This is a genomic window from Reyranella sp., assembly GCF_965227665.1.
In the GTDB taxonomy this organism is placed as follows: Bacteria; Pseudomonadota; Alphaproteobacteria; order Reyranellales; family Reyranellaceae; genus Reyranella.
Window position 1 is genome coordinate 155,382 of sequence record NZ_OZ245767.1, and the last position, 25,062, is coordinate 180,443.

The following is a 25,062-nucleotide window of genomic DNA, read 5'->3' on the forward strand; positions in this document are numbered from 1 at the left end:
CACGTCATTGCCTCAACTTCGGATCGAGGGCGTCGCGCAGCGCATCCCCCAGAACATTGAATGCGAGCACCACGAGGAAGATCGCCGCGCAGGGGATGGTCGAGACCTGCGGCGCGATCGAGAGGAACTTGCGGCCGTCGGCCGCCATGCTGCCCAGCTCGGCGGTGGGCGGTTGAGCGCCCAGCCCGAGGAACGACAGCGCCGCCCCCAGCAGGATCGCCTGGCCGAGCTGCAGCGTCATGTAGATCAGGATGGTCGGCCAGCAGTTGAGGGCGAGGTATCGCCAGATAAGGGCGCCGTCTCCGAGGCCCACGGCGCGGCCGGCCTCCATGTATTCCTGCTGCATGATCGACTGCGCGGCCCCGCGGGCGATGCGGGCGATCGAGGGCACCGACGCGATGCTGAGCGCAATCACGAGGGAGAAGAGTCCGGTGCCCATCACGGCCGCGATGGCGAGGCCGAACAGGATCGAGGGGAAGGACAGCAGCACGTCGACCAGGCGCATCAGCGGCTGGTCGAGGCGTCTGAAGTAGGCGGCACTGAGCCCGATCAATGCGCCCAATCCGCCGCCGACCAGGACGGCGATGATGCCGATCCCCAGGGTGGCGCGCAGGCCGAACAGGATGCGACTGAGCATGTCGCGTCCCTGGTTGTCGGCGCCCAGCAGGAAATCCGGGCAGCGCGCGCCGCCGATCGGGCACAGCCGCAGCCGCATGTTGGAGGCATAGGGGTCGAAGGGCGCGATCCAGGGCGCGAGGATCGCGGCCCCGACGATCACGATGAGGAAGAGGGCGGCGGCGGCCGCGGGCGGATCGCGCAGGATGCGCCGCCACACGGCGTTCTTGCGCCGGATCGCAGCAATGGCGCGCTGGTCGGCCTGGCTTTGCAACGGCAGGGCGGCGTCGGTCATCCGCGGGCAATCCTTGGGTCGAGATAGGCGTAGAGGACGTCGACCAGCAGGTTGATCGCCATGAAGCCGACGGCGAGGATCAGGATCGCGCCCTGTGCCAGCGGGAAGTCGCTGGAGGTGATGGCGCCCACCGCCATTCGGCCGACGCCCGGCCAGGCGAACATGGTCTCGGTGACGATCGAACCGCCCAGCAGGAAGCCGATCTGCAGGCCCACCAGCGTGATCACGGGGATCATCGCGTTGCGCAGCGCATGGCGGATCGTGACCCGCCAGTCCGAGGCGCCCTTGGCGCGGGCGGTGCGCACGTAGTCGGCGCCCAGCGTCTCCAGCAGGGAGGTGCGCGTCATGCGGGCAACCGGACCGACGAACACGGCGCCCAGGGTCACGGCCGGCAGGATGATGCTCAGGAAGCCATCGGCGGTCCAGATCGGGCCGTTGCGGCCCTGGAAGGGCAACAGGCCGGTGCCGCCGACATACTGGATCAGCAGCAGGCCGACCCAGAAGATCGGGACCGACACGCCCATGACCGAGAGCGCCATGATGGCGCGGTCGATGACCGTGCCGCGGCGGCGGGCGGCGAGGGTGCCCAGGGTGATGCCGAGCGGCACCGCCCAGATCAGGCAGGCGAGCATCAGCTCGACGGTCGGCCAGAGGGTGAGGGCGATCTCGTCGACGACGGCGCGGTTGGAGATCATGGAGCGGCCGAGGTCCAGCTGGAACACACGGCCAAGGTAGCGCCCGAACTGGACCCAGAGCGGCTGGTTCAGGCCGAGGTCGTTTCGGATCGCGTCGACTTCCGCCTTGGTCGCCGTCGGACCTGCGACCACCGTTGCCGGATCGGTAGGCACGACCTGCAGCAGCAGGAAGCCGATGAGCAGCACCCCCAGCAGAACCGGAAACGAAATCATCAATCGATGAGCGATATGCCTCGCCATTTACTTCGACACCTGCCCCTCTTCGGGTAAGAACGCTTGCCGCCGCCGCGACGCTCGACAAGCGCCCGACGAGTGGCATGATCGCTGCAACCTCATTCCGGGGGCGTTGCAAGAACCGCGCCGAGGAGCGTCGACGATGTCATCAGGCAAGCTGAACGAGCAGGCGAAGGGCGTGTACATCATCGCCGCCACGCCCTTTACCGACGAGGGCGCGGTCGACCTTCAGAGCGTCGACAGCTTGACCGACTTTTATTTGGGCTGCGGCGTACATGGATTCACGCTGCTCGGCATGATGGGCGAGGCCCACAAGCTGACCGCGGAAGAATCGATCTCGGTGGTCAACCGCGTGATCGGCCGGGCCCAGGGGCGGCAGGTGATCGTGGGCGTGAGCCATGCCGGGCTCGAGAACGTGCGGCGCCTCTCGCACGAGGCGATGATGGCCGGGGCCGCCGGCGTGATGGTGGCGCCGTCGCCGGGGCTCAAGGGTGACGAGGGTCTCTACAACTACTATGCGCAGGTCTTCCAGGCGCTGGGTCCGCATATCCCGGTGGTCTATCAGGACTACCCGCAGACCACCGGCGTCTACCTGCCGGTCAGCGTGTTCGAGCGGCTGGTCGACGACTTCCCTCAGCTCGTCATGTTGAAGCACGAGGACGCGCCAGGCCTGGCCAAGCTCACCAAGGTCCGCGAAGGCGAGAAGAAGCCCGGCCGGCGCCGGGTGTCGATCCTGGTCGGCAATGGCGGGCTCTATTATCCGCAGGAGATGCGCCGCGGCGCCGATGGCGCCATGACCGGCTTCGCCTGGCCCGAGATGCTGGTGCAGGTCTATGACCTCTTCGCCCAGGGCAAGGCGGAGGAGGCGGAGGACCTGTTCGACATCTACCTGCCGCTGGTGCGCCACGAGGTGCAGCCGGCGATCGGCCTGGCGCTGCGCAAGGAAGTGCTGTTCCGTCGCGGCGCCATCAAGAGCCCGAAGCAGCGGGCGCCCGGGTCGTCGCTGACGGCGGCGGACAGGACGGAACTCGACGGAATGATGGCGCGCCTCGAACGGCGTCTGGCGGCCAGCGGCCGTCTCGCCAAGGCGGCGGAGTAGGACAATGGCTGATTACGATCTGATCGTTCGCAACGCCCGCATCGTCACCGCCGAACGGCAGGCCGAAGGCGACATCGCCGTCAAGGATGGCCAGGTGGTCGAGATCGGGCCGGACCTGAAAGGCACGGGCACGCGCGAGATCGATGCCGGCGGCAAGTTCGTCCTGCCGGGCGGCGTCGACAGCCACTGCCACATCGAACAGAAGTCGGGCATGGGCGTGATGTGCGCCGACGACTTCTACACCGGCACGGTCTCCGCTGCCTTCGGTGGCACCACGACGGTCATTCCCTTTGCGGCCCAGCATCGCGGCATGTCGCTGCGCCAGGTGGTCAACGAGTATCACGAGGCGGCGACTCCGAAGGCGGTGATCGATTACGCCTTCCACCTGATCGTCACCGATCCGACGCCGCAGGCGCTGGGGCAGGAGCTGCCGGCGCTGATCAAGGACGGCTATACCTCGTTCAAGATCTACATGACCTACGATGCGATGAAGGTCAGCGACTATCAGATCCTCGACATCCTTTCCGTGGCAAGACGCGACGGCGCGCTGGTCATGGTGCACGCCGAGAACCACGACATGATCCAGTGGCTGGCGCATCATCTCGTCGACCAGGGCCATGGCGCGCCGAAGTTCCATGCCATCGCCCATGCCCGCCTCGCCGAGGCCGAGGCGACCAACCGCGCGATCTCGCTGGCCCGGCTGGTCGATGCGCCACTGCTGCTGGTCCACATGTCGGAGATCGAGGCGATCGAGACCTTGCGCCAGGCGCAGAAGAAGGGGCTCAAGATCTTCGGCGAGACCTGCCCGCAGTACATCGCGCTGACCGCCGACGACATGGACAAGCCCGGCGTCGAGGGCGCCATGTGGTGCTGCAGCCCGCCGCCGCGCGATTCGGCGGCGCAGGAAGCGGTGTGGGCGGCCCTCAAGGACGGCACGTTCCAGACCTTCTCGTCGGACCATGCGCCGTACCAGTTCAACGCCGGCGGCAAGATCCCCAAGGGCGACAAGACGACCTTCAAGGAAATGGCCAATGGCGTGCCAGGCATCGAGATCCGGCTGCCGATGCTGTTCTCGGAGGGCGTCCAGAAGGGGCGCATCACCCTGCAGCAGTTCGTGGCGCTGACCTCGGCCAACCACGCCAAGCTCTACGGCCTCTATCCGAAGAAGGGCACGATCGCCGTCGGCTCCGATGCCGACTTCGCGATCTGGGATGCCGACAAGGATGTCACGGTCACCTGGAAGGACCTGCACGACAATGTCGGCTACACGCCTTACGAGGGCCGCCAGATCAAGGGCTGGCCGATCACCGTGGTGAGCCGCGGCCGTGTCGTGGTCGAAGACGGCAAGCTCAACGCCGAGCGCGGCTCGGGCCAGTTCCTGCCCTGCGCCTCGCCCGATTCGTCGAAGCCCATCGGCCAGAGCGCGCCCGAACTGCAGGCCATGTCGCGCTTCGGCCTGAAGCCGTTGTTCTAGAGGAGAGAAGCAAGTGTCCCGCCGTCTGAAAGTCTCGTCCGCCCAGCTGGGTCCGATCCATCTCGCCGACAGCCGGGCGAGTGTGGTCAAGCGCATGATCGAGATGCTGAAGGAGGCCGATTCCCGCGGCTCCAAGTTCATCGTGTTCCCGGAGCTGGCGCTCACGACCTTCTTCCCGCGCTACTGGATGGAGGATCCCAACGAGGTCGAGAAGTATTTCGAGAGCCAGATGCCGAGCCCGGACACGCTGCCGCTGTTCGAGCTGGCGCGAGAGAAGGGCATCGGCTTCTACCTGGGCTATGCCGAGCGGACAGAGGAAGAGGGGTCGACGCATCACTTCAACACCTCGATCCTGGTGGGACCGGACGGAAGGCTGATCGGCAAGTACCGCAAGGTGCATCTGCCCGGCCATGACGAGCACCGGCCGACCGTTCCGTACCAGCATCTCGAGAAGAAGTATTTCGAGGTCGGCAATCTCGGCTTCAACGTCTGGAAGATGTTCAAGGACGAGGTGATCGTTGGCCAGTGCATCTGCAACGACCGCCGCTGGCCCGAGACGTTCCGCGTCATGGCGCTGAAGGGCGCCGAGATGGTGGTGCTGGGGTACAACACGCCCAGCGACAACGTCTACGCGCCGCACGAGCCGCCCTATCTGCGCGTGTTCCATCATATGCTTTCGCTGCAGGCAGCTGCCTATCAGAACGGCATCTGGGTCGTGGCGACGGCGAAGGCCGGCAAGGAAGACGGGTTCTGGCTGCATGGCGGTTCGGTGATCGTCGCGCCGACCGGCGAGATCGTCGCCAAGGGCACCACCGAGGACGACGAGGTCGTCTCCTACGACTGCGATCTCGGCCTCGGCGAGTACATCCGCAACACCACCTTCAACTTCGCCAAGCACCGCCGCCCCGAGCACTACAAGCTGATCAGCGAGCGCACCGGCGTGAAGCTCGAACCGTCGAACTGAGGACAGAGAGATGCAATACGCTTCCGACGAGCTCACGCCGCACGAGCGCTACAAGGTCCTGACCGCCTTCGTTCTTCCGCGTCCGATCGCCTGGGTGACGACGCTCGGCCCGACCGGTGTGGTCAATGCCGCGCCGTTCAGCTTCTTCAACGTCTTCGCCGAAGACCCGCCGCTCTGCATGTTCGCGATCAACAAGCGGCCGGACGGGCGCATCAAGGATACATGGAGCAACATCGAGCGCACCGGCGAGTTCGTGATCAACCTCACCGACGAGCCGCTGGCGCTGAAGATGCACGAATCGAGCGGTGACTTTCCGCCGAACGTTGGCGAACCCGACTATCTCGGCCTGAAGCTCGCGCCGTCGGTCGACATCAAGACGCCGCGCCTGGCCGATGCGCCATGGTCCATGGAATGCAAGACCTGGCAGGTCATCAATGTGAAGGACGACCGCCAGCTCGTGATCGGCGAGGGGCTGCGCTTCCACATCCGCGACGAGCTGTGGGACGACAAGGCCAAGCGCGTCCACATGGACAAGTACCACCCGGTCGGACGCATGTTCGCCGATCGCTACTGCCGCACCAACGACCGCATGGATTTCCCGGCGGCGCCGGTGGTGAAGGCCGCGGCCGAATAGCTCAGGACCAGTTCAGCCGGGAGCGTCCGATCGCCATCGCGACGGCGGCCTGGCTGGGCTCGACCACCGGCAGGCCGACATGGCGCTGCAGGCGTTCCCGATAGCGGGCCATACCGGCGCAGCCCATCACCAGCACGTCGGCGCCGTCCTCGTCGCGCAGCTCGGCGGCGACTTCGGCCATGCGGCTGAAGGTGCGGGCCTCGTCGGCCAGTGCGACGACTCCGAGGCCGATCGCGCGGTCGCCGGCCATGCGGTCGTTGAGGCCCATTTGGCCGACATAGCGAAGGTGCCGGGGGATCGACTTCCTCAGGATCGAGATCACGCCGAAGCGCTGGCCGAGGGTGAGGGCAGTCAGGATGCCGCACTCGGCGATGCCCAGCACCGGCTTGGTCGTGAGTTCGCGCGCGGCATGTAGGCCGGGATCGGAATAGCAGGCGATCACGAATGCCGAACAGTCGTTGTCGCGCTGCTTCACCATGGCGCCGATCAGCGGCACGACCTGTTCGACGTGCCCCTGGTTCTCGATGCCGGGCGGGCCGTCCTCCAGCGTGACGCATTCGATGGCCGGGCCGCCGTTCATGCGCAGCGGTTCCATGGCGACGTCGATGCCGCGGGTGACGGCTTCGGTGGAATTGGGATTGATGACGAGGATTCGGTCGGACATGGGCCGCAAGATGGCCTCTAAATTGCTATCCGACAACGCTTGTTCTAACGTTGCAGCTTGGGGATTTCATGGGAAGGGAACTGACGAAATGATGCACCGTCGCTTTGCCGCGCTGGCCGTGGCCGCGCTGATGTGCGTGAGCCCCGCGCTCGCCCAGGACAAGAAGCCGCCGCTGCGCACCGGTGTCGATGGCACGTTCGCGCCGCACGCCATGCCGAAGATGGGCGGCGGCGTCGAGGGCTTCCAGATCGACGTCTTCACCGAGGCCGCCAAGCGCATGAAGCGCGACATCACGATCGATGCCGTGAGCTTCTCGACCCTGATTCCGGGCATGCAGTCGGGCCGCTACGATTTCATCGCGGCGCCGACCACCGTGACCAAGGAGCGCGCCGAGAACATGCTGTTCACCGCAGGCTATCTGTGGACCGCCTTCCAGTTCGGCATCAAGAAGGGCAGCGCTCCGATCAAGAGCTGGGCCGACCTCAAGGGCAAGGCCGTGGCCGTCAACAAGGGCACGCCGTACGAGACGCTGGCCAAGAAGATGGGCGAGGAGCACGGATTCACCGTGCAGGTCTACGACACGCAGCCCGACGCCACCCAGGCCGTACTCTCGGGCCGCGCCTACGCGACGCTGGGCGGCAACACCACGATCGTCTATGCGGCGTCCAAGAACCCGCAGTTCATCGCCGACCTCGAACTCGCCGAAACGCGCGCCCACTGGGCCGCGCCGGTGCCGAAGGACAATCCCAAGCTTCGTGCCGAGCTGCAGGATGCGCTCGACTGTATGAAGAAGGACGGCACGATGGCGAAGTTCTACGAGAAGTGGTTCAACAAGAAGCCGGCGGCCGACGATCTTGCCGTCGTGGTGACGCCGGGCTACGGCGTGCCGGGCATGCCGGGCTACGATCCGACGCCGCACGAGCTGAAGTGCGGCGGCTGAGCCCGTCCTTCCAATCGCCAGACCGAGGGGCCTTTCCGGCGTCGGCAAGGCCCCTCGATTTCGTTTTGATCTGCCTCAGATGACAAGGGTCCCGTGACCAGCCACATCGTCGACGCGCGCGCCATCCACAAGCATTTCGGCACTCTTCACGTCCTGAAGGGCGTCGACCTGAAGGTGGACGAGCGCGAACTGGTATTCGTGATCGGGCCCTCGGGTTCCGGCAAGTCGACGCTACTGCGCTGCCTCAACCGGCTGGAGGAGCCGTCCTCCGGCTCGATCGTGGTCGACGGCATCGACATGCTCGACCCGAAGACCGACATCAACCATGCCCGCCGCCGCATCGGCATGGTGTTCCAGTCGTTCAATCTCTATCCGCACATGACGGCGCTGGGGAACGTGACCCTGGCGTTGCGCAAGGTGGCTGGCAAAGGCCGCGCCGAGGCCGAGGCGCTGGGCCGGGCGGCGCTGGAGCGTGTGGGCCTCGCCGAGCGTGCCGACCACACGCCGGGCCAGCTTTCGGGCGGCCAGCAGCAGCGCGTGGCGATCGCGCGCTCGATCGCGCTGGAACCCCGCGTGATGCTGTTCGACGAGCCGACCAGCGCCCTCGATCCCGAGCTGGTCGGTTCGGTCCTCGAGGTGATGCGCGGCCTGCGCGAAAGCGGCATGACCATGATCGTGGTCAGCCACGAGATGGGCTTCGCGCGCAACGCGGCCGACCGGGTCGTGTTCATGGATGACGGGTTGATCGTGGAGCAGGGGCCGCCGGCGGCGATCTTCGAAACGCCGAGCCACGAGCGGACGCGCGCCTTCATCGGCCAGATCCAGCGGCACTGAGGCCGGCGTGGCATGAGCGGCTGGGACAAGTTCGTCGACACCTTCTTCAATGCGAAGGTCATGTGGAAGTACCTGCCGGACATCCTGTCCGGCATGGTGGTGACCATCGAGCTCGCGCTCCTGATCGTGGCCACCGGCCTCGGGGCGGGGCTGGCGCTGGCGCTGTTGCGCAGCCTGGCGATCCGGCCGCTCAACTGGCTGATCATCTTCATCGTCGACCTGTTCCGCTCGCTGCCGCCGCTGGTCATCATCGTCCTGATGTACTTCGGCCTGCCTTACGCAGGCCCGGCGCCGTCCGGCTTCGTCTCGACCTGGCTGTCGCTCGCCTTCGTGCTGATGGCCTTCTCCGAGGAGATCTTCTGGGCCGGCATCACCTCGATCCCCAAGGGGCAGTGGGAAGCCTCGCGCTCGACCGGGCTGTCGTTCGGCCAGACCCTGTTCAACGTCGTGTTGCCGCAGGCCTTCCGGCTCACCATCCCGCCGCTCACCAACCGCACCATCTCGATCACCAAGGGAACGGCGCTGGGCACCGTCGTGGCGGTGACCGAGATCCTGGGACAGGCCAGCTCTGCGATGTCCAATTCCTACAATCCCTCGCCTCTCATGATGGGCGCGGCGGCCTACGTGGTGCTGTTCCTGCCGGTCGTCGTTGCAGCCCGCTGGATCGAGGCCAAGTTCGCGTGGAAGCGATGATCGAAGCCTTCTTCAACATCGAGATCATGAAGGCAGCTTGGCCCATCGTTCTGACGGGCCTGTGGAACACGATCCTGCTGTCCCTGATCGTCGTGCCGCTCGGTCTGTTCGGTGGCCTGATCCTGGCGCTGCTCGCCTCGATCAGGCATCCGCTGGTGCGCTGGCCGCTGATGGCGTGGGTCGACTTCTTCCGGGCCTTCCCGCCGCTCGTGCTGTTGGTGCTGCTGTTCGCCGGCCTGCCGTTCGCGGGCCTGGAACTGGGCGGCTTCGCCTGCGTGGCCATCGCCTTCTTCCTGAACACCGGCTCCTACTACGGGGAGATCTTCCGCGCCGGCATCGACTCGGTGCCGGGGGGGCAGGTGGAAGCGGCACGCTCCACCGGCCTCACCCGCATGCAGGCGATGCGGTACGTCGTGTTGCCCCAGGCGGTGCGGAACGTGATGCCGGACCTGCTCTCGAACACGCTGGAAGTTGTGAAGCTCACGTCGCTGGGTTCGGTGGTCGCCGTACCCGAACTGCTCTACGAGGCCCGCCAGGCGCAGAGCATCACCTACAATCCGACGCCGATCGTCATGGCCGCGGTCATCTATTTCCTGCTGCTGTGGCCGCTCGTCCGACTGCTGAGCCGCCTCGAGAACCGCGCTCTGGCCGGGCGCCGATAGGCGCCGGCCTCAGCGCTTCTGGACGCAATCCCGGTAGGTCACCGTCTGGTTCGCGCCTTCCTCGACGAAGGCGGTGTCACCTTTGGTCCAGAAGACGAACGTGCCGCTCGAATCGGCGTAACGGACGCCCGAGCCCGACACGGTCTGCGGCAGGCTGAACTTGCGGCCGTCGCTCAATTGCACGACCGCCCGACCGCCGGGAATGGGACGCCCATCGGGGCCGACGCTCGACTTTCCGTCGTAGAAGTCCGCGACGATCGTCTTGTTCTGCTGGCATTGGTATCGGACCGTCGACATCGGCGCGTCCGGAGAAGGGGCCTTCAGCGGCGGCCCCTCATTGCAGGCGGTAACCGCCGGCAAGAGCAGCAGGACGGCGATAGCGGCCACTGGGTGGGTCATCGAAGGTCTCCAGAGCCGCAGGCGGCACGACATTGGCAGGAAGCCAGTCAAACGCTCTGGAGGAACGAATGTTGCCGGCTGCCTGTCAATCCTTGGCGAGCGCCTGGATCAGGTCGAGGGTCTTGGCGCGCAGGCCCTTGTTGGTGATCTTGTAGTAGGCCCTGACGAGTTCGAGCGTCTCGCGCTTGGTGTTGAGATCGTCGCCCTGCTTCGCGGCCGCCTTGGGCCGACCCGGCTTGCGCTTGGTCGTGCCCACGGAGGCATCCATCCCATCGAAGAAATGGGTGACGGGGACGTCGAGGACCTTCGAAAACTCGAACAGGCGGCTCGAGCTGATGCGATTGAAGCCGCGCTCGTATTTCTGGACCTGCTGGAAGGTCAATCCGACCGCCTTCGCGAGATCGGTCTGGCTCATGCCGAGCAGCGCGCGCCGCTGGCGAAGCCGGCTACCGACGTGGGTGTCTACAGGATGGGAAACGGTCACATATACCTCCGCGAATCGATATGGGTATTGCACGCAGGTCTTACACCCACCTTTCGCCCCACAGGGTGCGACAGGACGACTAGTGGCGGTGACAATCGCGTGACGAGATGTGCACACGCGGTGCGGTTGCCGTACCGGCGCATGATCCTTACCGTGTCCTCCACGAGGTGGCAAAGACCGCCCGCGGGAGGACTGGCAAATGTTAAGTCTCATTCGCGTTATGGGTTCGTGCCTGCTCGCCTGGCTCTGGGCACACGCCGCAATCGCCCAGACCACTTGGCCGGACAAGCCGGTCAAGCTCGTGGTGGGCTTCACCGCCGGCAGTGCGACCGACGTCACCGCCCGGCTGTTCGCGCAGAAGTTCACCGAGGCCTGGGGACAGCCGGTGGTCGTCGAGAACGTTTCGGGCAATTCCGGCGCGATCGGGGTCGACAGGGTCGCCAAGGCCCCGCCGGACGGCTACACGCTGATGTGGTCGGGCAATGCCGCGATCACCATCCTGCCGTCGATGCAGGCGCTGCCCTTCGATCCGCTGAAGGACCTGACCGCGATTTCGACCTCGCTGGTCATGCCGTCGGTCTTCGTCGTCAACAACGACCTGCCAGTAAAGTCGATCGCCGAGCTCATCGCCTATGCCAAGGCCAATCCCGGCAAGCTCTCCTACGGGACGCCGGGCGTCGGCACGCCCCAGCACATTGCAGGCGAGCTGTTCTGCCACCTGGCCGGCATCAAGATGGAACACATCCCGTATCGCGGCGCCAACCTTACCGACGTGATGAGCGGGGTCGTACCGGTCGGCATTCAGAACGCCGGCGCCGGAATGCCCATGGTGCGCGACGGCCGGGTGCGCGGCATCGCCGTCACCTCCCTGAAGCGCGCCGCGAGCGCCCCCGATCTGCCGACGCTCGCCGAGCAGGGTTTCCCGGGCTTCGAGGCGACGTCGTGGTTCGCGCTGATGGGCCCCGCCAACCTGCCTCGTCCGATCGTGGACAAGGTGCGCGCGGAGTCGCTCAAGGTGCTGGCCGATCCGGAGATGCAGAAGAAATTCGCGGTGATGGGGCTCGACCTCGTGGGCAGTACGCCGGAGGAAACCCGCGCCGCCATCGCCGCGGACATACCGAAATGGGCGAAAGTCATCCGGGATGCCAACATCAAGACGGGGCCGTAACCCTCAGCCTTCTCCCTTCATCTTCTCGCGCCGCGCCCGTTCGGCGTCGGAACTCTGCGGCAGCGCGAAGGTTCCGGTCGTCACCGCCCCCGCGCGCGCATACACGCTCATGCTGACGCCCGTCGTCGAGACGCTGCTCTCGGCCAGCCTCAGCGCGCCGGCTTTCGCGCCCGGGCCGAACAGCTTCTTGCCGGGGCCGAGGATCAGCGGGAAGGTGAGCAGGCGGAGTTCGTCGATCAGGTCGTGAGCGAGCAGGGTCTGCAGAAGCACGCTGCTGCCCTGGGTCAGCAGGACCGGCCCGTCGCCCTGCTTTAGCCGGGCGACTTCTGCGGCGACGTCGCCCGTCAGGGCGACCGAGTTGTTCCAGGTGAGCGGCGAGGTGGAAGAGGTGGCGACATACTTGGTCACCTCGTTGAAGACCCTGCCGATGGGATCGTCGTCGCCGACGAACGGCCAGTGGGCGGCGAAGATCTCGTAGGTCCTGCGCCCGAGCAGCAGGTCGAAGGGCTTTGAAAAGCACTCATCCATGAACTGGCCCATCGGCTCGTCCCAATAAGGCACGGTCCAGCCGCCATGTTCGAAACCGCCCGTGGGGTCCTCCTCGGGCCCGCCGGGCGCCTGCATGACCCCATCCAGGCTGACGAATGCGCCGGCAACGATCTTTCTCATGGCAATCCTCCGATGTGGGTGTCCCAAGGACGGGCGAGGGCCGCCCGATCCGACATCGGCGTCAGAGAGTCTCGAAAGAGGGCGCGACTAATACTCCTCGACGACCTGCCCGTTCGGGTGGATCGTGACCCTCTTCGGCACGCCCTGGGGGCGGGTCGGCACGGGATCGCGGGTCACGTTGGCCCGCCAGGATCCGTCGTTCTTTTCTTCCAGTCGCTGGACGCGATAGCCCTGGCTCTCGAGGCGGTCGCGGGTCACCGAATAGGTGTTGGGCTGGGATGGCGGCGGCGCCATGACCGGCGCCGGCGGCGCGACGGGCGGCGGGGGCAGGGCGCCCGGCGACATGGTGTCGGGCATCCGGCCGCCATTGCCGATCGATCCGGGCACCAGCTGGCCGAAGGCCGTGTCCGCCGCAGCGACCAGAGCCATCACGAAGACGGCGGTGAGGAGGGTGGTACGCATCGACTTTATATGGGTTGTCCGGCCCGCTCTTGCTATGAGGAGGATGGGGGACACACATGAAGATTCACGGCGCTCTGTCGCGTAAGTTGCTTTCCGATATCATCGCCCCGGTCAGCCACGTAGCCGGGTTGCCCAAGGTGCTGGGCCCCATAAGCATCGTCTTCATGGGCATCGGCGCCATTATCGGCGCCGGCATCTTCGTCCTGACCGGTACGGCGGCCGCCCTCTATGCCGGGCCTGCCGTCGTCGTGTCCTTCGTGCTGGCAGGCCTCGCCTGTGCCTTCGTGGCGCTTTGCTACGCGGAGCTGGCAACGCTGATGCCAGTGGCCGGCAGCACCTACACCTATACCTATGCCAGCCTCGGTCAGCTCGCGGCCTGGCTGGTCGGCTGGAACCTCGTTCTCGAATACTCGATCGGTGCGGCCGCGGTGGCGGTGGGATGGTCAGGCTATTTCAATGACACGCTGGCCTCCATGGGCCTCGCGATCCCGCCGCGGTTTTCGGCCTCGACAGGCGAGGCCGTGCAGCTCGCCGACGGTACCACCACGACCGCCATCGCCAATCTGCCGGCCGCGGCGATCGTGGCGTTGCTTACTTTTCTGCTCGTTCAAGGCACGCGAGAGTCGGCGCGCCTCAACAATCTCATGGTGGCGATCAAGCTGGCCGTCATCCTGGCGTTCATCGGCTTCGGGATCGGCCATGTCTCGGTCGCGAACTGGCAGCCGTTCGTGCCCCCCAACACGGGGACTTTCGGGACCTTCGGCTGGAGCGGTGTGCTGCACGGCGCCTCGGTCGTGTTCTTCACTTATATCGGCTTCGACGCGGTCTCGAATTGCGCGCAGGAAGCCAGGCGTCCGCAGCGGGACATGCCGATCGGCATCCTCGGTGCGCTCGTGATCTCGACGGTTCTCTACATCTTGGTGGCGGGCGTGCTCGTCGGCGTCGTGCCGTACCCCGAACTGAACGTGGCCGCTCCCGTCGGGCTCGCGGTGGATCGCATGGGAATCGGCTGGTTCGCTGCGTTGATCCAGCTCGGTGCACTGATCGGCATCACGACGGCCATCCTCGTGTTGCTTTACGGCCAGGGCCGCATCTTCGCGACCATGGCGAATGACGGGCTGATGCCGCCGATGTTCAGCCGCGTTCATCCGAGGCTGAAGACGCCTTGGCTTAGTCAGATCCTGATCGGCGTGATCGTCGCGGCGATCGCCGCCGTGGCACCGATCGAGACGCTGAGCGAGCTGGTCGGCGTCGGCACGCTGTTCTCGTTCCTGATGGTCTGCGCGTCAGTGGTGCGGCTTCGTCATCTCGAGCCGCATATGCCTCGGCCCTTCCGGGTGCCTGCCGTGCCCTTGATCCCGGTGCTCGGCATTCTGTCCTGCCTCGGCCTGATGGTCGGGCTGGCACCCATGACCTGGGCGCGACTCATCGTTTGGATCGCGATCGGGCTCGTCATCTACTTTACCTATGGCCGATCGCGCGCCGCCCGCCGCCTGAGCGCCGGTCCTCAAAGCAGGGAGTGACGCTTCCGCGTGAGCGGGACGACGACCACACTGGCGCCTGGCCGGGCGACGCCTTCGGCGACCGCCGCCGTGACCTCCGCCCCAGTCCTGGCCAGCTTCACCGGCGCGCCATAGCCTTTGGCGAGTGCCTCCAGATCGATGCCCGGCAGATCGAGACCCGGCACGTTCGGCGTCTCCTCCAGTTCCGCGAAGGATTTCAGGATGGCGTATTCATGGTTCTGCAGGACGACGAAGACGACGTGCGCCTTCTGCTGGACCGCCGTGTAGAGCGCCTGGATCGAGTACTGAAAGGAGCCGTCGCCCATCAGCGCGATGACCGGGCGATTGCGGCCGCTGCTGCGTTCCGCGAGCGCAAGCCCGACGGCCGCCGGCATGTCCCAGCCCAGGCCGCCTGACGCGAAGGTGTAGAAGCAGTCGGGCTTGTCGATGCGGAACTGGTCCTGCATCTCGGCGACGACCGAGGGGGCTTCCTCGACGAGCACATAGTCGCCGGGGCAGGCATCGCGCACCGCCGCCATGATGGCGTCGCCCGCCAGGGGCTGCGCTTCCAGATCGGGCGTCTTCGGTGCGGAACGCAGCGGCGAGGCAATGGACGAGGCCCGTTTCTTGAGCTGCGGCTGGATCGCCTGCAGGAACAGCCGCGCGTCCGAAACCAGGCTGTCGCCCACCGGGGCCTTGGACGACATGTTCGGGTCGTCGGTCACCTGCAGGAGGTGCGTACCCTTCGGAATGTAGTCGCCCCCGACATAGGGATAGTAGCGAAACACCGGCGCACCGATGACGATCACCAGATCGTGTCCCGCGAACTTCTTGCCCAGGGGCCCGATGGCCGCGGGTAGCGCGCCGGCATGCTGGGGGTGAGTCTCGGGGAAGGGGGTGCGTTCGGCGAAAGGCGCCGTCCAGACGGGAACGCCCAGCGTTTCGGCGAAGAGGATGCCGTCGTTCCAGGCCTGGCTGCGGGCCAGGTCCGATCCATAAACGATCACCGGCGAGCTGGCCGCATTGATGCGTTCGGCGAACTCGGCGACACGAACCGGATCGGGTCCGATGCGCGTGGCGACCGTGCGGAACGCATCGATCTCCGGCATCGGCTTGTCCCAGTCGTCGAGCGGCAGGGACAGGAACACCGGCCCGGCCGGCTGCTGCATCGCGGTCGCATAGGCGCGCATGAAGGCGGCGGGAATGTCTTCGGCCCGCGCCGGCTCGTAGGCCCATTTCACCCAGGGCCGCGGCAGGTTCGCAGCGTCGATGTTCGTGAGCAGCGGCTCGAGAAGGAGCATCTCGCGCGTCTGCTGGCCGGCCGTGATGATGAGAGGTGTCTTGTTCTGGTAGGCGGTGACGATGCAGCCAAGCGCGTTGCCCATGCCGGCGCCGGTATGCACGTTGACGATGACCGGCTTGCGGAGGCCCTGCGCGATACCGTCGGCAATGCCGACGACGCTCGCCTCCTGCAGGGCCATTACATAGTCGAAATCCTTCGGGAAGTTCTTGAGGAAGGTTTCTTCCGTGGAGCCGGGGTTGCCGACGACGGTCGTGAGTCCGAGCTTGCGGAGCAGATCGAAGGTGACGTCCTTGACTGTGCGCATTCAGCTACCTTTTTCTTCGACTTTGTTGATACGCAACATCCTAGCGTCAAGCGCTGGACGTGGCACCTCGCAAACGCGCGTCTGGAGGGCCGGGCATGCGAACGGAGCGCCCCACGAGGGTAGGGCGCTCCGCCGATCCGCAGGCCGGTAGTGTGTGGCGCCTACTGCTCGCGGACGTTGCCCGACGGGTCGAGCGTCACGGCGACCTCGACATTGTTGCGCATGGCCTTGCCGGTCCAGTTGCCGGCAGTATCGCGCGTCAGCAGCTTGATGCCATTGTAGCCCTTGGCCTCGAGCTGCGACTTGGCAGCGGCTTCAGCCGCCGTGGCGTTGGACGAAGTGGCCGGGAGATTGGTGTTCGGATTGCTGGTCTGGCCCGGCATCGAGTTCATGTCGCGGCCGGCCGGCGTGCTGGGCTGCATGGTCTGGGCGAAGGCGGCGCCGCCGACGGTGGTCACGGCGATCGCGGCGAGAGTAACGAGGGTCTTCTTCATGCATTTCTCCATTGGTTTCAGGCTGTGAGCGATCAACGCCGGCCTTTCAAAGGTGTTGCATGAATTTGCGGAAACACGTTCCCGGCATCCGCCGTCGGCTGCGCGCAGGAACCCCATCCTGTAAGTGAAAGGTCAATGGACCCGGGTTCCCTCTTTCTCAGCCATGCAGGCCTTTTCGCCGCCGCCTTCCTGGCGGCCACGGTTTTGCCCTTTCAATCGGAATTGGTGCTGATCGGTCTGCTGGTCGCCGAGCCGACCCATTGGACAACGCTGCTGTTTGCGGCCTCGCTCGGCAACACGCTGGGCTCCGTGGTCAACTGGGTTCTGGGGCGCCTTGTCGAGCGCTTCCGCGACCGCTCGTGGTTTCCGGTGAAGCCACGCGACTACGAACGCGTCGAGCGCTGGTATGCCCGCTGGGGGATCTGGTCCTTGCTGTTCGCCTGGCTGCCGTTCGGCGGCGACGCGCTCACCGTGGTGGCCGGTGCGTTGCGCACGCCCTTGCTCCCGTTCGTCCTCCTGGTTGGCATCGGCAAGACGGCACGCTACGCCGTCCTCGTCGCGGCGACCCTGGGCTGGCTCGCCTAGCGACAGGCGCGTGGCACCGATATTGCTTCCTCGACCGCGTGGACACGACCGGGGAGGCCCTCATGCAGTCATCATCGTTTCGCCGACGTACAGGATTGGCAGCGCTTGCCCTGACGTTCCTGTTCGGGGCCCCGGCGGTCGCGCAGGACAAGGTCCGTTTCCAGACCGACTGGATCCCGTCCGGCGAACACGCGATGTACTATGGCGCCTGGAGCAAGGGCATCTACGCCAAGCACGGTATCGACATCACCATCACCCGCGGCTATGGCTCGGGCGATACCGTCACCAAGGTGGCCTCGGGCGCGGCTGATTTCGGGGTCGCCGACATTGCCGCCGTGCTGACGGCGCGTGCGCGCACCAACGTGCCGGTCAAGACGATCGCCGTGCTCTACAACGAATCGCCGCATTCGCTGTTCGTGCTGAAGAGCTCGGGCATCACCAACTTCAAGGGGCTGGAAGGCAAGAAGATCGGCATCACGCCGGGCAACAGCCACCGCTTCTACTTCCCTGAGGTCGCCAAGAAGGCGGGGACGGACCCCAACAAGCTGATCTGGACCAACATGGATGGCGCCGCGATGGCGGCCCAGCTCATCGCCAAGAACATCGACGCGGCGCCGTTCTATTCGATCCATTACTACTACATCAACAAGGCGGCGGTTAAGGCCGGCCAGGAGATCCTGCCGCTGCCCTTCGTCGAGGTCGGCTTCAAGATCTACGCCGCCTCCCTCATCACCACCGACAAGATGATTCAGGACAAGCCCGACCTGGTGACGCGTTTCCTGGCCGCCACCAAGGAAGCCTTCGAATGGGCCGCGGCCAATCCGGAGGAAGCCTGCAAGCTGCACGTCGCGCGCTTTCCCGAGGTCGAGCTCGACGACTGCATGGGCAGCGTGAAGGCGGTGATGAAGTTCGTCTTCAACGACCACAGCAAGGAATTCGGCTGGGGCAAGGAGAGCCCGGAGCGTCTGAAATTCTCGTGGGAGACGATCGCCACGGCCAACGAGCTGAAGCCGGAGTTCGACTACAAGACCGCCATCGACACGAGCAAAGTCGCCAAGTAGGGGCCGGAAGTGATCTCGCTCAACCGGGTCACACGCATCTTCAACAGCCGTGACGGCGATCAGGTCACGGCGCTGCAGGACGTGTCGCTGGAAATCGGTCGCAACGAGTTCATTACGCTCGTGGGCCCCTCCGGCTGCGGCAAGTCCACGCTTCTGCGCATCGTGGCCGGGCTGATCCTGCCGACGGCGGGCCGAGCCTCGATCGGCGGCGAGGAGATCACCGAACCGCGGGCGGAAACCGGCATCGTGTTCCAGGCGCCGACCCTGCTGCCCTGGGCCAGCGTGCTCGACAATGTGCTGTTCCCGTTGCGCATGATGCATCGCATCGATTCGACCAGCACCGACAAGGCGATGGCACTGCTCAAGCTGGTCGGCCTCACCGGTTTCGAGGGCAAGTCGCCGCGCGAACTGTCGGGCGGCATGCAGCAGCGGGTCGCGATCTGCCGGGCGCTGGTGCACGATCCGGACATCCTGCTGATGGACGAGCCCTTCGGGGCGCTCGACGCGCTGACGCGCGAGGAGATGACCATGGAGCTGCTGCGCATCTGGAGCGAGCGGCCCAAGACAGTCCTTTTCGTGACCCATTCGATCACCGAGGCCGTGGTGCTGGCCGACCGGGTGGTGGTGATGTCGCCGCGGCCCGGACGCATCGCCGAGATCATCGACATCGGCCTGCCGCGTCCGCGCAGCTTCGAAACCGAGGCGACGCCGGAGTTCCACGAAGCCAGCCATCGCATCCGCCAACTCATTTTCGGAGCACGCCATGTCGGTCCAGGCCGCGCCGCCGCTTGAAGAGCGGCAGAAGCCGCCCCGACGACGAAAGAGGAGTGCAGCCCTGTACGAAGTGGTGGTGCCTCTGATCGCCACCGCCGGCCTTTTCCTGCTCTGGGAAGGCGCCTGTCGCGCTTTCGGGATTCCCGGATACCTGTTGCCGGCACCGACGGATATCTGGAATGACACGATCGCGATCGGGCCGACCGTCGCCGGCCATACGATGTCGACCTTCAAGACCGTCATGCTGGGCTTCGTCGTGTCGATCCTGATCAGCCTGCCGCTGGCCGTGATCCTGACGGCGTCGCCCGCCATTGCGGCGGCGGTCTATCCCTTTCTGGTCTGGACGCAGTCGATCCCCAAGGTGGCGCTGGCGCCGATCCTCGTGGTGCTGCTCGGAACCAACGAGCTGCCGCGGATCGTGATCACGGTGCTGGTGGCGTTCTTTCCGCTGGTCATTTCGATCGCGACCGGGCTGCTATCCGTGCCGCCCGAGCTGATCGAGCTCAGCCGGGCGTGCCGCGCCTCCAAGCTCAGCGAGTTGCTGCGCATCAGGCTGCCTTACGCAATTCCCTTCATCTTCGCGGGCCTCAAGGTCGCGATCTCGCTCGCCGTCGTGGGGGCCGTCGTGGCGGAGTTCGTCAACGCCGACGCCGGATTGGGATTCCTCATTCAGACGTCGACGGCCTTCTTCAAGGTGCCCGTGGCCTTCGGGGCGCTTATCATCCTGTCGGTGATGGGCGTCGTACTGTTCCAGATCGTGGTCGCAGCCGAGCGGGTGTTCTTCCCGTGGTCGAGCAGCAATACGACGCCGGGTGCCTGACCGGCCGCGCAAGGGGAGAGTGTGACATGGCGAAATCGCCGAAAGAGTCGATGACCGTTATCCGCGGCGGCCGCGTGGTCGACATCAAGGGCCATTCAGCGCCCAAGGCCGACATCCTGGTAAAGGGCGACACCATCGTGGAGATCGGCGCGAAAGTGTCGGCGCCGGAATCGGCCACCGTGATCGACGCGGCCGGCAAGCTGCTTCATCCTGGTCTGATCAACGGCCACACGCACAGTCACGGCAACCTCGCCAAGGGCATGGTCGACCGCGTGACCCTCGAGCTGTTGCTGACGGCGGGTCCCTATATGAGCGGCGCCCGCACCCTCGAGGACAAGTACCTGTCCAGCCTGATCGGCGCGTGCGAGATGGTGATGAAGGGCTGCACGGCTGCCTATGACCTCGCGGCGGAGTTTCCCATGCCGACGGCGGAAGGGCTGGCTGCCATCGGGCAGGCCTATGCCGATGTCGGCATGCGCGCCATGCTGGCGCCGATGGTGGCCGACACCAGCTTCTTCCAGGCTATCCCCGGGCTGATGGACCAGTTGCCGCCCTCGCTGCAGAAGGCGGTCGAGGCCTATCAATTCTCGCCCTACAAGGCGAGCGTGAAGCAGATGAAGAAGGCACTACATGGCTGGAAGCTCGACCGGCAGGGCGTGCATCTGGCGGTCGCGCCGACCATCCCGCATCACTGCAGCAAGGAATTCCTGCTGGCTTGCCTGAAGCTCGCCAAGGACTACGACACTGGCCTGCACACCCACGTTTCGGAATCGAAGGTGCAGGTCGTCGCCGGCTACCGGCTCTACGGCACCTCGCTCACCGCCTACATGGATTCGCTGGGGCTGGTCGGGCCGAAATTCACGGTGGCGCATGGCGTCTGGCTGGACAGTGACGACATGAAGCTGCTGGGCGACAAGGGCGCCTCGGTCTCGCACAATCCCGGCTCCAACATGGTGCTCGGCAACGGCATCGCCGACATGCGCGGCATGCTGGATGCCAAGGTCAATGTCGGCATCGGCACCGATGGCGCCAGCTGCTCGGACAACCAGAACATGTACGAGAACATGCGGCTGGCCTCGATGGTCTCCAAGGTGCAGGGGCCGGATAACCGCGAGTGGATCACGACCGAGGAAGTGCTGCATGCCGCGACGGCGGGTAGTGCGCGAGCCCTCGGTCTGGGCGACAAGATCGGCAAGCTGGAGCCGGGCTACAAGGCCGACATCGTGTTCCTCGACCTGGGGCACATCAACTGGATCCCGTTCAACGATCCGACCAACCAGATCGTCCACACGGAAGACGGCGCGGCCGTGCATTCGGTGATGGTCGCCGGTCGCATGATCCTGGAAGACCGCAAGCTCCTGAACGTCGACATGGTGCAGCTCGCACGCCAGGCCGAGAAGGCCCGCGAGCGGCTGGAGCGCGGCCGCAAGCCGGCCAAGGCGCTCTACGACAAGCTCGAGAAGGTGGTGAACACCTTCTGCCCCGGGCTCGCCAAGCAGCCGCTACATATCGACCGGTTCGGCGGCAGCCACCACCACGCCCATCACGGTCACCACCACCACTAGGCGGCCGCGACGCCGATCAGCGAATCGTGCAGCCAGATCATGGCGGCATAGGCCGCCGTGCCGATGACCACGACCAGAACGTCGTTCTTGGACCACCCGACGCGCGGGGCACCCATATCGCCCCGGCGCTTGACGGCGATGCGGTCATAGACAGCCCACGCGAGCAGGCTGCCGAAGATCAGCATCGAGCCCAGATCGCCATTCACGAGGAGATGCGCAAGGGCCCAGGCCTTGACGGCGACCAGCATGGGATGCCGCAGCACGGATTTGATGCGGCTCGGTGGCGCGTAGGTCGCCACCAGGGCGACGAACGCAAACCACAAGAGTGCTGCGGCGACCGGATGAAAGGCGCGGAACGGCGGGTTCCAGACCTGGATGTACCCGGCGCTCCGATACTGACCGAATCCGATGACGATCAGCACCAAGCCGGCCAAGGCGAGCAGGGAGTAGAGGCCCTTGTAGCCGCCTTCACCCAGCCGGCCGATGGCGGCGGCGCGCGGTTCGCGGAGCGTCGTGAAGAAGTGGATGCCGATGAACAGCACAAGGCCGAGGAGGAGAATAGTCATGCATCACAATAGCATGCCTATCCCTCCGCCGCAGTTTGCCGGGTTTGGAAATTACCGCGAAATCTGAGTGACGCTTCCGCTCGTGTCGACCGACACGGCGACCTCGGTGTCGTTCTTCGTGGCTGTGGCCTGCCAGGAACCATCATCGCGGCGCTTCAGGTCCTTGATGTTGGTGTAGCCGCTGGCCTCGATCTGCGTACGAGCCGACGTCGCCGTCTGGGCCGAGCCCGGCATGCCGGCCGGCGGAGCGGCGGGCGTGGTGGAGTTTCCCGTGCTCGGCGGCATCTGGGCGACGGCCATCGTGGCCGAGAGGACAAAGCCCGCGGCGAGCGACAGAACGAGCTTCATGGGGACTCCTCGGGTTGGGAAGGTTCGCCCCTTAATGCGCATCGGCCCACAACGTTGCATGCAACGGCGGCTGCGGTGCGGCGTTTCCGTCGAGTGGTCGCGTGTTCGTCGAGGTTGCCATGAGAGTTATGCCGGTTCTTGTTTCGTCGGCCTTGATTTTGACGGTCCTTCCCGTCGCAGCGCAGCAACTCGCGCTGGCGCCCGGCAAGAGCGACTGTGCTGCCGAGGAGCCAGACTCCATCCAGATCAGCTGGGACACGCCATGTGAATCCGGAAACTGGATATTCGAGCCCGGCGTCGGCTGTCGAATGGCGGACTGGCATCCCGACAAGGAGGACAAGGCGACGTGGACCGGTTCGTGCCGTGCAGCCTTCAAGGAAGGAACTGGCATCGTGCAGTGGACCGAGCACCGGGAGCCCATCGATCGCTTCGAGGGCACCTACCGGCAGGGTCGCCGGGAAGGAGCGGGGCGCTACGTGTGGAACGAGAACGATCGCTTCGAGGGCACCTACGCGAAGGGCCTGCCCAACGGCTTCGGCACCGTCACGATCTCAGGCACATCCCTGTCGGGCGATTGGCGCAATGGCTGTTTGCGCGTCGGCGACAGGGTGGTGGCGATCGGCGTATCGAAGGATAGCTGCGAGCAGGACACGGACGTCCTGGCCGAGACGGCCAGCCTTCGCTAGCTACGCAATGTTGAAGTAGTGCAGGGCCATTCCGATCAGGCCTGAGGCCACGATGGGATAGGCGGGGTTGATCTTGGTCCGCCACAGCAGCAGGAAAACCCCCAGCGCGATCACGCCGAACAAGACGTGGGTGATGGCGCCGCGTCCCATGATGATCGCGCCCGCGAGCACGAGGCCCACGGCGACCGAGCCGAGCCCGGTCTGGATTGCCGGCCGCCAGCGCCAGGTGGCGAGATGGGTCCAGAGCCGGCCTACGAAGAAGGTCAGCAGGCCGGTCGGCAGGAAGAATGCCACGAGCGCCACGAGCGCCCCGGGAATATGGGCGACGGTGACGCCGATCGACGCGACCATCATCATGTTCGGACCCGGCGCGAGCTGACCCAGGCTGTAGAAATGAAGCAGCTCCGGGAACGTCACCCAGTGATAGGTGTCGACCGTGAGTTCCTTCATCTCGGGGAAGGCGGCCATGCCGCCGCCGATGGTCAGCAACGACAGGTAGGCGAAAACGCCGGCAAGGTCCCAGAGCTGCTTCACCGGGTGTCCTTGTCGCGCGGCCGGTGCCACCAGATGGCGACGATTCCGGCTGCGATCAACGCGTAGGGGACAGGGACCTTGAAGAAGGCGACCGCCACGGCGGTGGCCACCACGAACACATAGTCGGCGTAGGTCTTCAGCGTCTTGGCGCCGAGCTGGACCAGCACGACCAGGATGAGGCCGACCGCACCCGCGGCAATCCCATGCAGGAAGGCCTTCGACCAGGGGCCGTCTCCGCCCGCCCCGTAGAGCAGCCCAGCCGCGATCATCAGGCTAGCGCCGGGAATGCACATGCCCAGGGTGGCGACGAGGGCCCCCATGCCGCCGCGCAGGCGGTCGCCCACCAGGATCGACATGTTGGTGGCGTTGAGGCCCGGCAGGGTCTGACTGATCGACAGCAACTCGACGAAGGTCACGTCGTCCAGCCAGCGCTGGCGCGCGACCAGGCCGGTCCGCAGATAGGCGACCACGCCGCCGCCGATGCTCGTCGCGCCCATGACCAGAAAGACCCAGAAGAGCTTTCCGAGCGACGGCGGTGGTGCAGAGGTTTCGGCGTCGCTCATTCGTGGGCTTGCGGCGGATTGCCCTTCAGCCGGTAGACGGCGCCGGTCTTGGTCGTGGTCAGTGTCAACCAGTCGGCCGCGACCTGCTGCAGCTCCAGGAAGAAGCGTTCGCAGTGGTTCAGCGACTTGTGCTTGATGTCGTCGGGTCCCGAGAATCTGAGCTGGAAGGCGAACTCACCGACGAAGGCGTGGTGATCGCCGCGGGCGCGCCACAGGCCGAGATTTGCCGTTGCCGCCGTGTGATGGCCGAAGTCGAGCAGGCAGATGTCCTGAAGCAGCTCCTCGACAATCGTCTGGTTGACCAGGGAGATGTCGTTGGGGCCGTCACAGGAGATCGCGCCCAGAGTCGGGAAGATCTGCGTCAGCTCGGGCAGGGACATGTTGCCGAGCGAAGACATGACGATGCGCGCCGCCTGGGGAGCCTGGCTGAGGCCGAACTCGACATTGTGCGACAGCAGCCGCCGGATGCCGCCGATCCGCTCCTTGAGCGGCATGATCTCGAGCTTGAACTTGATCTTGTACTTGCCGTCGATGCGCGGCCGCACGTCGAGGGCCTGCGCCTTCGCCATGTTGTCGCTGCGATACTTGAACACGATCTCGGGATCGCCAATCGGGAAACCGTCCTGGTAGGCGATGCGGCGCCGCACGATGAAGTTGTTGTTGTAGAGGTGGTAGCCGCCGGTATCGAGGAACAGGACCTCGCGCACCTCGGGCCGCTGCTGGGACTTCGGGGTGTGCTGGTATCCGATGCCCGTGGTCGCCGCGGCGCGCTGGACCAGGGCAGCGAATTCCTTGAACACGTGGGCCGACGTGAAGCGATCGGGCTTGAGGATCAGCTTGCACTGCAGATACTGGATTTCGTCGCAGCGGCGGCCGTCCGCATAGAGGCTGTCCTGGCGATCGCCGAGCCATTGCGCGATCTGCCCGTCATCCTGATGTGAATGCATTGTCTCTCCCTGACGATAGCGTAGC

30 protein-coding genes are annotated in these 25,062 nt (G+C 65.6%); 16 read left to right on the top strand and 14 right to left on the bottom strand.

The features are described from left to right. Positions 1-4: 4 nt before the first annotated feature. Positions 5-910 carry an ABC transporter permease gene (locus ACO07I_RS00775; protein WP_422013354.1) on the bottom strand — a complete coding sequence of 302 codons (906 nt, stop codon included), beginning with the start codon at positions 908-910 and terminating at the stop codon, positions 5-7. Then, positions 907-1,845 carry an ABC transporter permease gene (locus ACO07I_RS00780; protein ID WP_422013356.1) on the bottom strand — a complete coding sequence of 313 codons (939 nt, stop codon included), beginning with the start codon at positions 1,843-1,845 and terminating at the stop codon, positions 907-909. Before ACO07I_RS00780 ends, ACO07I_RS00775 begins: the two co-directional genes overlap by 4 nt. Before the next feature lie 136 nt (positions 1,846-1,981). On the opposite strand from ACO07I_RS00780, the gene ACO07I_RS00785 reads away from it, so the two are divergent. From ACO07I_RS00785 to ACO07I_RS00800, 4 genes are read left to right on the top strand one after another with little or no spacing between them, the layout of a single operon-like run. Continuing rightward, positions 1,982-2,938 carry a dihydrodipicolinate synthase family protein gene (locus ACO07I_RS00785; protein ID WP_422013358.1) on the top strand — a complete coding sequence of 319 codons (957 nt, stop codon included), beginning with the start codon at positions 1,982-1,984 and terminating at the stop codon, positions 2,936-2,938. A gap of 4 nt (positions 2,939-2,942) precedes the next feature. Further along, entirely contained in the window at positions 2,943-4,412 is a 1,470-nt protein-coding gene (gene hydA / locus ACO07I_RS00790; RefSeq protein WP_324504709.1) for a dihydropyrimidinase, read from the top strand. Positions 4,413-4,425: 13 nt separating this feature from the next. Next, positions 4,426-5,376 (top strand): N-carbamoyl-D-amino-acid hydrolase, encoded by a 951-nt coding sequence (locus ACO07I_RS00795; RefSeq protein ID WP_422013360.1) that lies wholly within the window; start codon positions 4,426-4,428, stop codon positions 5,374-5,376. Positions 5,377-5,386: 10 nt separating this feature from the next. After that, positions 5,387-6,010: a flavin reductase family protein gene (locus ACO07I_RS00800; RefSeq protein WP_422013362.1), complete on the top strand. Its 624-nt coding sequence runs from the start codon at positions 5,387-5,389 to the stop codon at positions 6,008-6,010. Between the two features lies 1 nt (position 6,011). Here the strand turns inward: ACO07I_RS00800 and ACO07I_RS00805 are convergent, their stop codons facing one another. Further along, the gene (locus tag ACO07I_RS00805; protein WP_422013364.1) at positions 6,012-6,674 is read right to left on the bottom strand and encodes an aspartate/glutamate racemase family protein; all 663 of its coding nucleotides are present in this window, start codon (positions 6,672-6,674) and stop codon (positions 6,012-6,014) included. A gap of 88 nt (positions 6,675-6,762) precedes the next feature. Between ACO07I_RS00805 and ACO07I_RS00810 the strand changes: the two genes are divergently transcribed. From ACO07I_RS00810 to ACO07I_RS00825, 4 genes are all read left to right on the top strand, one after another. After that, a complete protein-coding gene (locus ACO07I_RS00810) occupies positions 6,763-7,614 on the top strand; it encodes a transporter substrate-binding domain-containing protein (RefSeq protein ID WP_422013366.1) in 852 nt (283 codons plus the stop codon). A 93-nt stretch (positions 7,615-7,707) separates the two neighbouring features. After that, positions 7,708-8,448, top strand: a complete 741-nt coding sequence (locus ACO07I_RS00815) for an amino acid ABC transporter ATP-binding protein (RefSeq protein WP_422013368.1) — start codon at positions 7,708-7,710, stop codon at positions 8,446-8,448. Positions 8,449-8,460: 12 nt separating this feature from the next. Continuing rightward, on the top strand, positions 8,461-9,141 hold the full coding sequence (locus ACO07I_RS00820) for an amino acid ABC transporter permease (RefSeq protein ID WP_422013370.1): 681 nt from the start codon (positions 8,461-8,463) through the stop codon (positions 9,139-9,141). After that, positions 9,138-9,803: an amino acid ABC transporter permease gene (locus ACO07I_RS00825; RefSeq protein WP_422013372.1), complete on the top strand. Its 666-nt coding sequence runs from the start codon at positions 9,138-9,140 to the stop codon at positions 9,801-9,803. The genes ACO07I_RS00820 and ACO07I_RS00825 overlap by 4 nt, the downstream gene beginning before the upstream one ends. Positions 9,804-9,812: 9 nt before the next feature. Here the strand turns inward: ACO07I_RS00825 and ACO07I_RS00830 are convergent, their stop codons facing one another. Both ACO07I_RS00830 and ACO07I_RS00835 read right to left on the bottom strand, forming a co-directional pair. After that, entirely contained in the window at positions 9,813-10,202 is a 390-nt protein-coding gene (locus ACO07I_RS00830; protein WP_422013374.1) for an MliC family protein, read from the bottom strand. An 85-nt stretch (positions 10,203-10,287) separates the two neighbouring features. Next, the gene (locus ACO07I_RS00835) at positions 10,288-10,686 is read right to left on the bottom strand and encodes a helix-turn-helix domain-containing protein (protein ID WP_422013376.1); all 399 of its coding nucleotides are present in this window, start codon (positions 10,684-10,686) and stop codon (positions 10,288-10,290) included. 199 nt (positions 10,687-10,885) lie between these two features. Between ACO07I_RS00835 and ACO07I_RS00840 the strand changes: the two genes are divergently transcribed. Continuing rightward, entirely contained in the window at positions 10,886-11,854 is a 969-nt protein-coding gene (locus tag ACO07I_RS00840) for a Bug family tripartite tricarboxylate transporter substrate binding protein (protein ID WP_422013378.1), read from the top strand. Between the two features lie 3 nt (positions 11,855-11,857). Here the strand turns inward: ACO07I_RS00840 and ACO07I_RS00845 are convergent, their stop codons facing one another. Together ACO07I_RS00845 and ACO07I_RS00850 are read right to left on the bottom strand one after the other, a co-directional pair. Next, positions 11,858-12,523: a dihydrofolate reductase family protein gene (locus tag ACO07I_RS00845; RefSeq protein WP_422013380.1), complete on the bottom strand. Its 666-nt coding sequence runs from the start codon at positions 12,521-12,523 to the stop codon at positions 11,858-11,860. Between the two features lie 87 nt (positions 12,524-12,610). Further along, positions 12,611-12,985 carry a hypothetical protein gene (locus tag ACO07I_RS00850; RefSeq protein WP_422013382.1) on the bottom strand — a complete coding sequence of 125 codons (375 nt, stop codon included), beginning with the start codon at positions 12,983-12,985 and terminating at the stop codon, positions 12,611-12,613. A gap of 56 nt (positions 12,986-13,041) precedes the next feature. Between ACO07I_RS00850 and ACO07I_RS00855 the strand changes: the two genes are divergently transcribed. Continuing rightward, positions 13,042-14,508: an amino acid permease gene (locus ACO07I_RS00855; protein ID WP_422013384.1), complete on the top strand. Its 1,467-nt coding sequence runs from the start codon at positions 13,042-13,044 to the stop codon at positions 14,506-14,508. Here the strand turns inward: ACO07I_RS00855 and mdlC are convergent. Both mdlC and ACO07I_RS00865 read right to left on the bottom strand, forming a co-directional pair. Then, positions 14,493-16,094, bottom strand: coding sequence for a benzoylformate decarboxylase (gene mdlC, locus ACO07I_RS00860; RefSeq protein WP_422013386.1), 1,602 nt, complete (start codon positions 16,092-16,094; stop codon positions 14,493-14,495). The genes ACO07I_RS00855 and mdlC overlap by 16 nt on opposite strands. 161 nt (positions 16,095-16,255) lie before the next feature. Continuing rightward, a complete protein-coding gene (locus tag ACO07I_RS00865) occupies positions 16,256-16,588 on the bottom strand; it encodes a hypothetical protein (protein WP_422013388.1) in 333 nt (110 codons plus the stop codon). Between the two features lie 135 nt (positions 16,589-16,723). Between ACO07I_RS00865 and ACO07I_RS00870 the strand changes: the two genes are divergently transcribed. The 5 genes from ACO07I_RS00870 to ACO07I_RS00890 all read left to right on the top strand — a co-directional run bounded on the left by ACO07I_RS00870 (position 16,724) and on the right by ACO07I_RS00890 (position 21,393). Continuing rightward, a complete protein-coding gene (locus ACO07I_RS00870) occupies positions 16,724-17,173 on the top strand; it encodes a YqaA family protein (protein WP_422013390.1) in 450 nt (149 codons plus the stop codon). A gap of 62 nt (positions 17,174-17,235) precedes the next feature. Continuing rightward, the gene (locus tag ACO07I_RS00875; protein ID WP_422013392.1) at positions 17,236-18,234 is read left to right on the top strand and encodes an ABC transporter substrate-binding protein; all 999 of its coding nucleotides are present in this window, start codon (positions 17,236-17,238) and stop codon (positions 18,232-18,234) included. 9 nt (positions 18,235-18,243) lie between these two features. Then, entirely contained in the window at positions 18,244-19,026 is a 783-nt protein-coding gene (locus tag ACO07I_RS00880) for an ABC transporter ATP-binding protein (RefSeq protein WP_422013394.1), read from the top strand. Then, entirely contained in the window at positions 18,998-19,828 is an 831-nt protein-coding gene (locus tag ACO07I_RS00885) for an ABC transporter permease (RefSeq protein ID WP_422013396.1), read from the top strand. The genes ACO07I_RS00880 and ACO07I_RS00885 overlap by 29 nt, the downstream gene beginning before the upstream one ends. Before the next feature lie 26 nt (positions 19,829-19,854). After that, positions 19,855-21,393: an amidohydrolase family protein gene (locus tag ACO07I_RS00890; RefSeq protein ID WP_422013398.1), complete on the top strand. Its 1,539-nt coding sequence runs from the start codon at positions 19,855-19,857 to the stop codon at positions 21,391-21,393. Here ACO07I_RS00890 and ACO07I_RS00895 read toward each other — a convergent pair. Both ACO07I_RS00895 and ACO07I_RS00900 read right to left on the bottom strand, forming a co-directional pair. Further along, positions 21,390-21,959, bottom strand: coding sequence for an NnrU family protein (locus tag ACO07I_RS00895; RefSeq protein WP_422013400.1), 570 nt, complete (start codon positions 21,957-21,959; stop codon positions 21,390-21,392). The genes ACO07I_RS00890 and ACO07I_RS00895 overlap by 4 nt on opposite strands. A 51-nt stretch (positions 21,960-22,010) precedes the next feature. After that, entirely contained in the window at positions 22,011-22,307 is a 297-nt protein-coding gene (locus ACO07I_RS00900; RefSeq protein ID WP_422013402.1) for a PepSY domain-containing protein, read from the bottom strand. A 101-nt stretch (positions 22,308-22,408) separates the two neighbouring features. Here ACO07I_RS00900 and ACO07I_RS00905 point away from each other — a divergent pair, with 101 nt between their 5' ends. Beyond that, the gene (locus tag ACO07I_RS00905) at positions 22,409-22,993 is read left to right on the top strand and encodes a hypothetical protein (protein ID WP_422013404.1); all 585 of its coding nucleotides are present in this window, start codon (positions 22,409-22,411) and stop codon (positions 22,991-22,993) included. On the opposite strand, the gene ACO07I_RS00910 is transcribed toward ACO07I_RS00905, so the two are convergent. Genes ACO07I_RS00910 through ACO07I_RS00920 form a run of 3 tightly spaced genes read right to left on the bottom strand, consistent with a single transcriptional unit; the run spans position 22,994 to position 25,037 of the window. Next, the gene (locus ACO07I_RS00910) at positions 22,994-23,527 is read right to left on the bottom strand and encodes a chromate transporter (protein WP_422013406.1); all 534 of its coding nucleotides are present in this window, start codon (positions 23,525-23,527) and stop codon (positions 22,994-22,996) included. Then, positions 23,524-24,090, bottom strand: a complete 567-nt coding sequence (locus tag ACO07I_RS00915; protein ID WP_422013408.1) for a chromate transporter — start codon at positions 24,088-24,090, stop codon at positions 23,524-23,526. The genes ACO07I_RS00910 and ACO07I_RS00915 overlap by 4 nt, the downstream gene beginning before the upstream one ends. Beyond that, positions 24,087-25,037 (bottom strand): hypothetical protein, encoded by a 951-nt coding sequence (locus tag ACO07I_RS00920; RefSeq protein WP_422013410.1) that lies wholly within the window; start codon positions 25,035-25,037, stop codon positions 24,087-24,089. Before ACO07I_RS00920 ends, ACO07I_RS00915 begins: the two co-directional genes overlap by 4 nt. Positions 25,038-25,062 lie beyond the last annotated feature (25 nt).

Excerpts from the sequence above, each read along its gene's own strand:
- ACO07I_RS00775 (WP_422013354.1), bottom strand. The coding sequence starts at position 910 with ATGACCGACGCCGCCCTGCCGTTGCAAAGCCAGGCCGACCAGCGCGCC.
- ACO07I_RS00780 (WP_422013356.1), bottom strand. The coding sequence starts at position 1,845 with ATGGCGAGGCATATCGCTCATCGATTGATGATTTCGTTTCCGGTTCTG.
- ACO07I_RS00785 (WP_422013358.1), top strand. The coding sequence starts at position 1,982 with ATGTCATCAGGCAAGCTGAACGAGCAGGCGAAGGGCGTGTACATCATC.
- hydA (WP_324504709.1), top strand. The coding sequence starts at position 2,943 with ATGGCTGATTACGATCTGATCGTTCGCAACGCCCGCATCGTCACCGCC.
- ACO07I_RS00800 (WP_422013362.1), top strand. The coding sequence starts at position 5,387 with ATGCAATACGCTTCCGACGAGCTCACGCCGCACGAGCGCTACAAGGTC.
- ACO07I_RS00805 (WP_422013364.1), bottom strand. The coding sequence starts at position 6,674 with ATGTCCGACCGAATCCTCGTCATCAATCCCAATTCCACCGAAGCCGTC.
- ACO07I_RS00810 (WP_422013366.1), top strand. The coding sequence starts at position 6,763 with ATGATGCACCGTCGCTTTGCCGCGCTGGCCGTGGCCGCGCTGATGTGC.
- ACO07I_RS00820 (WP_422013370.1), top strand. The coding sequence starts at position 8,461 with ATGAGCGGCTGGGACAAGTTCGTCGACACCTTCTTCAATGCGAAGGTC.
- ACO07I_RS00825 (WP_422013372.1), top strand. The coding sequence starts at position 9,138 with ATGATCGAAGCCTTCTTCAACATCGAGATCATGAAGGCAGCTTGGCCC.
- ACO07I_RS00830 (WP_422013374.1), bottom strand. The coding sequence starts at position 10,202 with ATGACCCACCCAGTGGCCGCTATCGCCGTCCTGCTGCTCTTGCCGGCG.
- ACO07I_RS00840 (WP_422013378.1), top strand. The coding sequence starts at position 10,886 with ATGTTAAGTCTCATTCGCGTTATGGGTTCGTGCCTGCTCGCCTGGCTC.
- ACO07I_RS00845 (WP_422013380.1), bottom strand. The coding sequence starts at position 12,523 with ATGAGAAAGATCGTTGCCGGCGCATTCGTCAGCCTGGATGGGGTCATG.
- ACO07I_RS00850 (WP_422013382.1), bottom strand. The coding sequence starts at position 12,985 with ATGCGTACCACCCTCCTCACCGCCGTCTTCGTGATGGCTCTGGTCGCT.
- ACO07I_RS00855 (WP_422013384.1), top strand. The coding sequence starts at position 13,042 with ATGAAGATTCACGGCGCTCTGTCGCGTAAGTTGCTTTCCGATATCATC.
- mdlC (WP_422013386.1), bottom strand. The coding sequence starts at position 16,094 with ATGCGCACAGTCAAGGACGTCACCTTCGATCTGCTCCGCAAGCTCGGA.
- ACO07I_RS00865 (WP_422013388.1), bottom strand. The coding sequence starts at position 16,588 with ATGAAGAAGACCCTCGTTACTCTCGCCGCGATCGCCGTGACCACCGTC.
- ACO07I_RS00870 (WP_422013390.1), top strand. The coding sequence starts at position 16,724 with ATGGACCCGGGTTCCCTCTTTCTCAGCCATGCAGGCCTTTTCGCCGCC.
- ACO07I_RS00875 (WP_422013392.1), top strand. The coding sequence starts at position 17,236 with ATGCAGTCATCATCGTTTCGCCGACGTACAGGATTGGCAGCGCTTGCC.
- ACO07I_RS00885 (WP_422013396.1), top strand. The coding sequence starts at position 18,998 with ATGTCGGTCCAGGCCGCGCCGCCGCTTGAAGAGCGGCAGAAGCCGCCC.
- ACO07I_RS00890 (WP_422013398.1), top strand. The coding sequence starts at position 19,855 with ATGGCGAAATCGCCGAAAGAGTCGATGACCGTTATCCGCGGCGGCCGC.
- ACO07I_RS00895 (WP_422013400.1), bottom strand. The coding sequence starts at position 21,959 with ATGACTATTCTCCTCCTCGGCCTTGTGCTGTTCATCGGCATCCACTTC.
- ACO07I_RS00900 (WP_422013402.1), bottom strand. The coding sequence starts at position 22,307 with ATGAAGCTCGTTCTGTCGCTCGCCGCGGGCTTTGTCCTCTCGGCCACG.
- ACO07I_RS00915 (WP_422013408.1), bottom strand. The coding sequence starts at position 24,090 with ATGAGCGACGCCGAAACCTCTGCACCACCGCCGTCGCTCGGAAAGCTC.
- ACO07I_RS00920 (WP_422013410.1), bottom strand. The coding sequence starts at position 25,037 with ATGCATTCACATCAGGATGACGGGCAGATCGCGCAATGGCTCGGCGAT.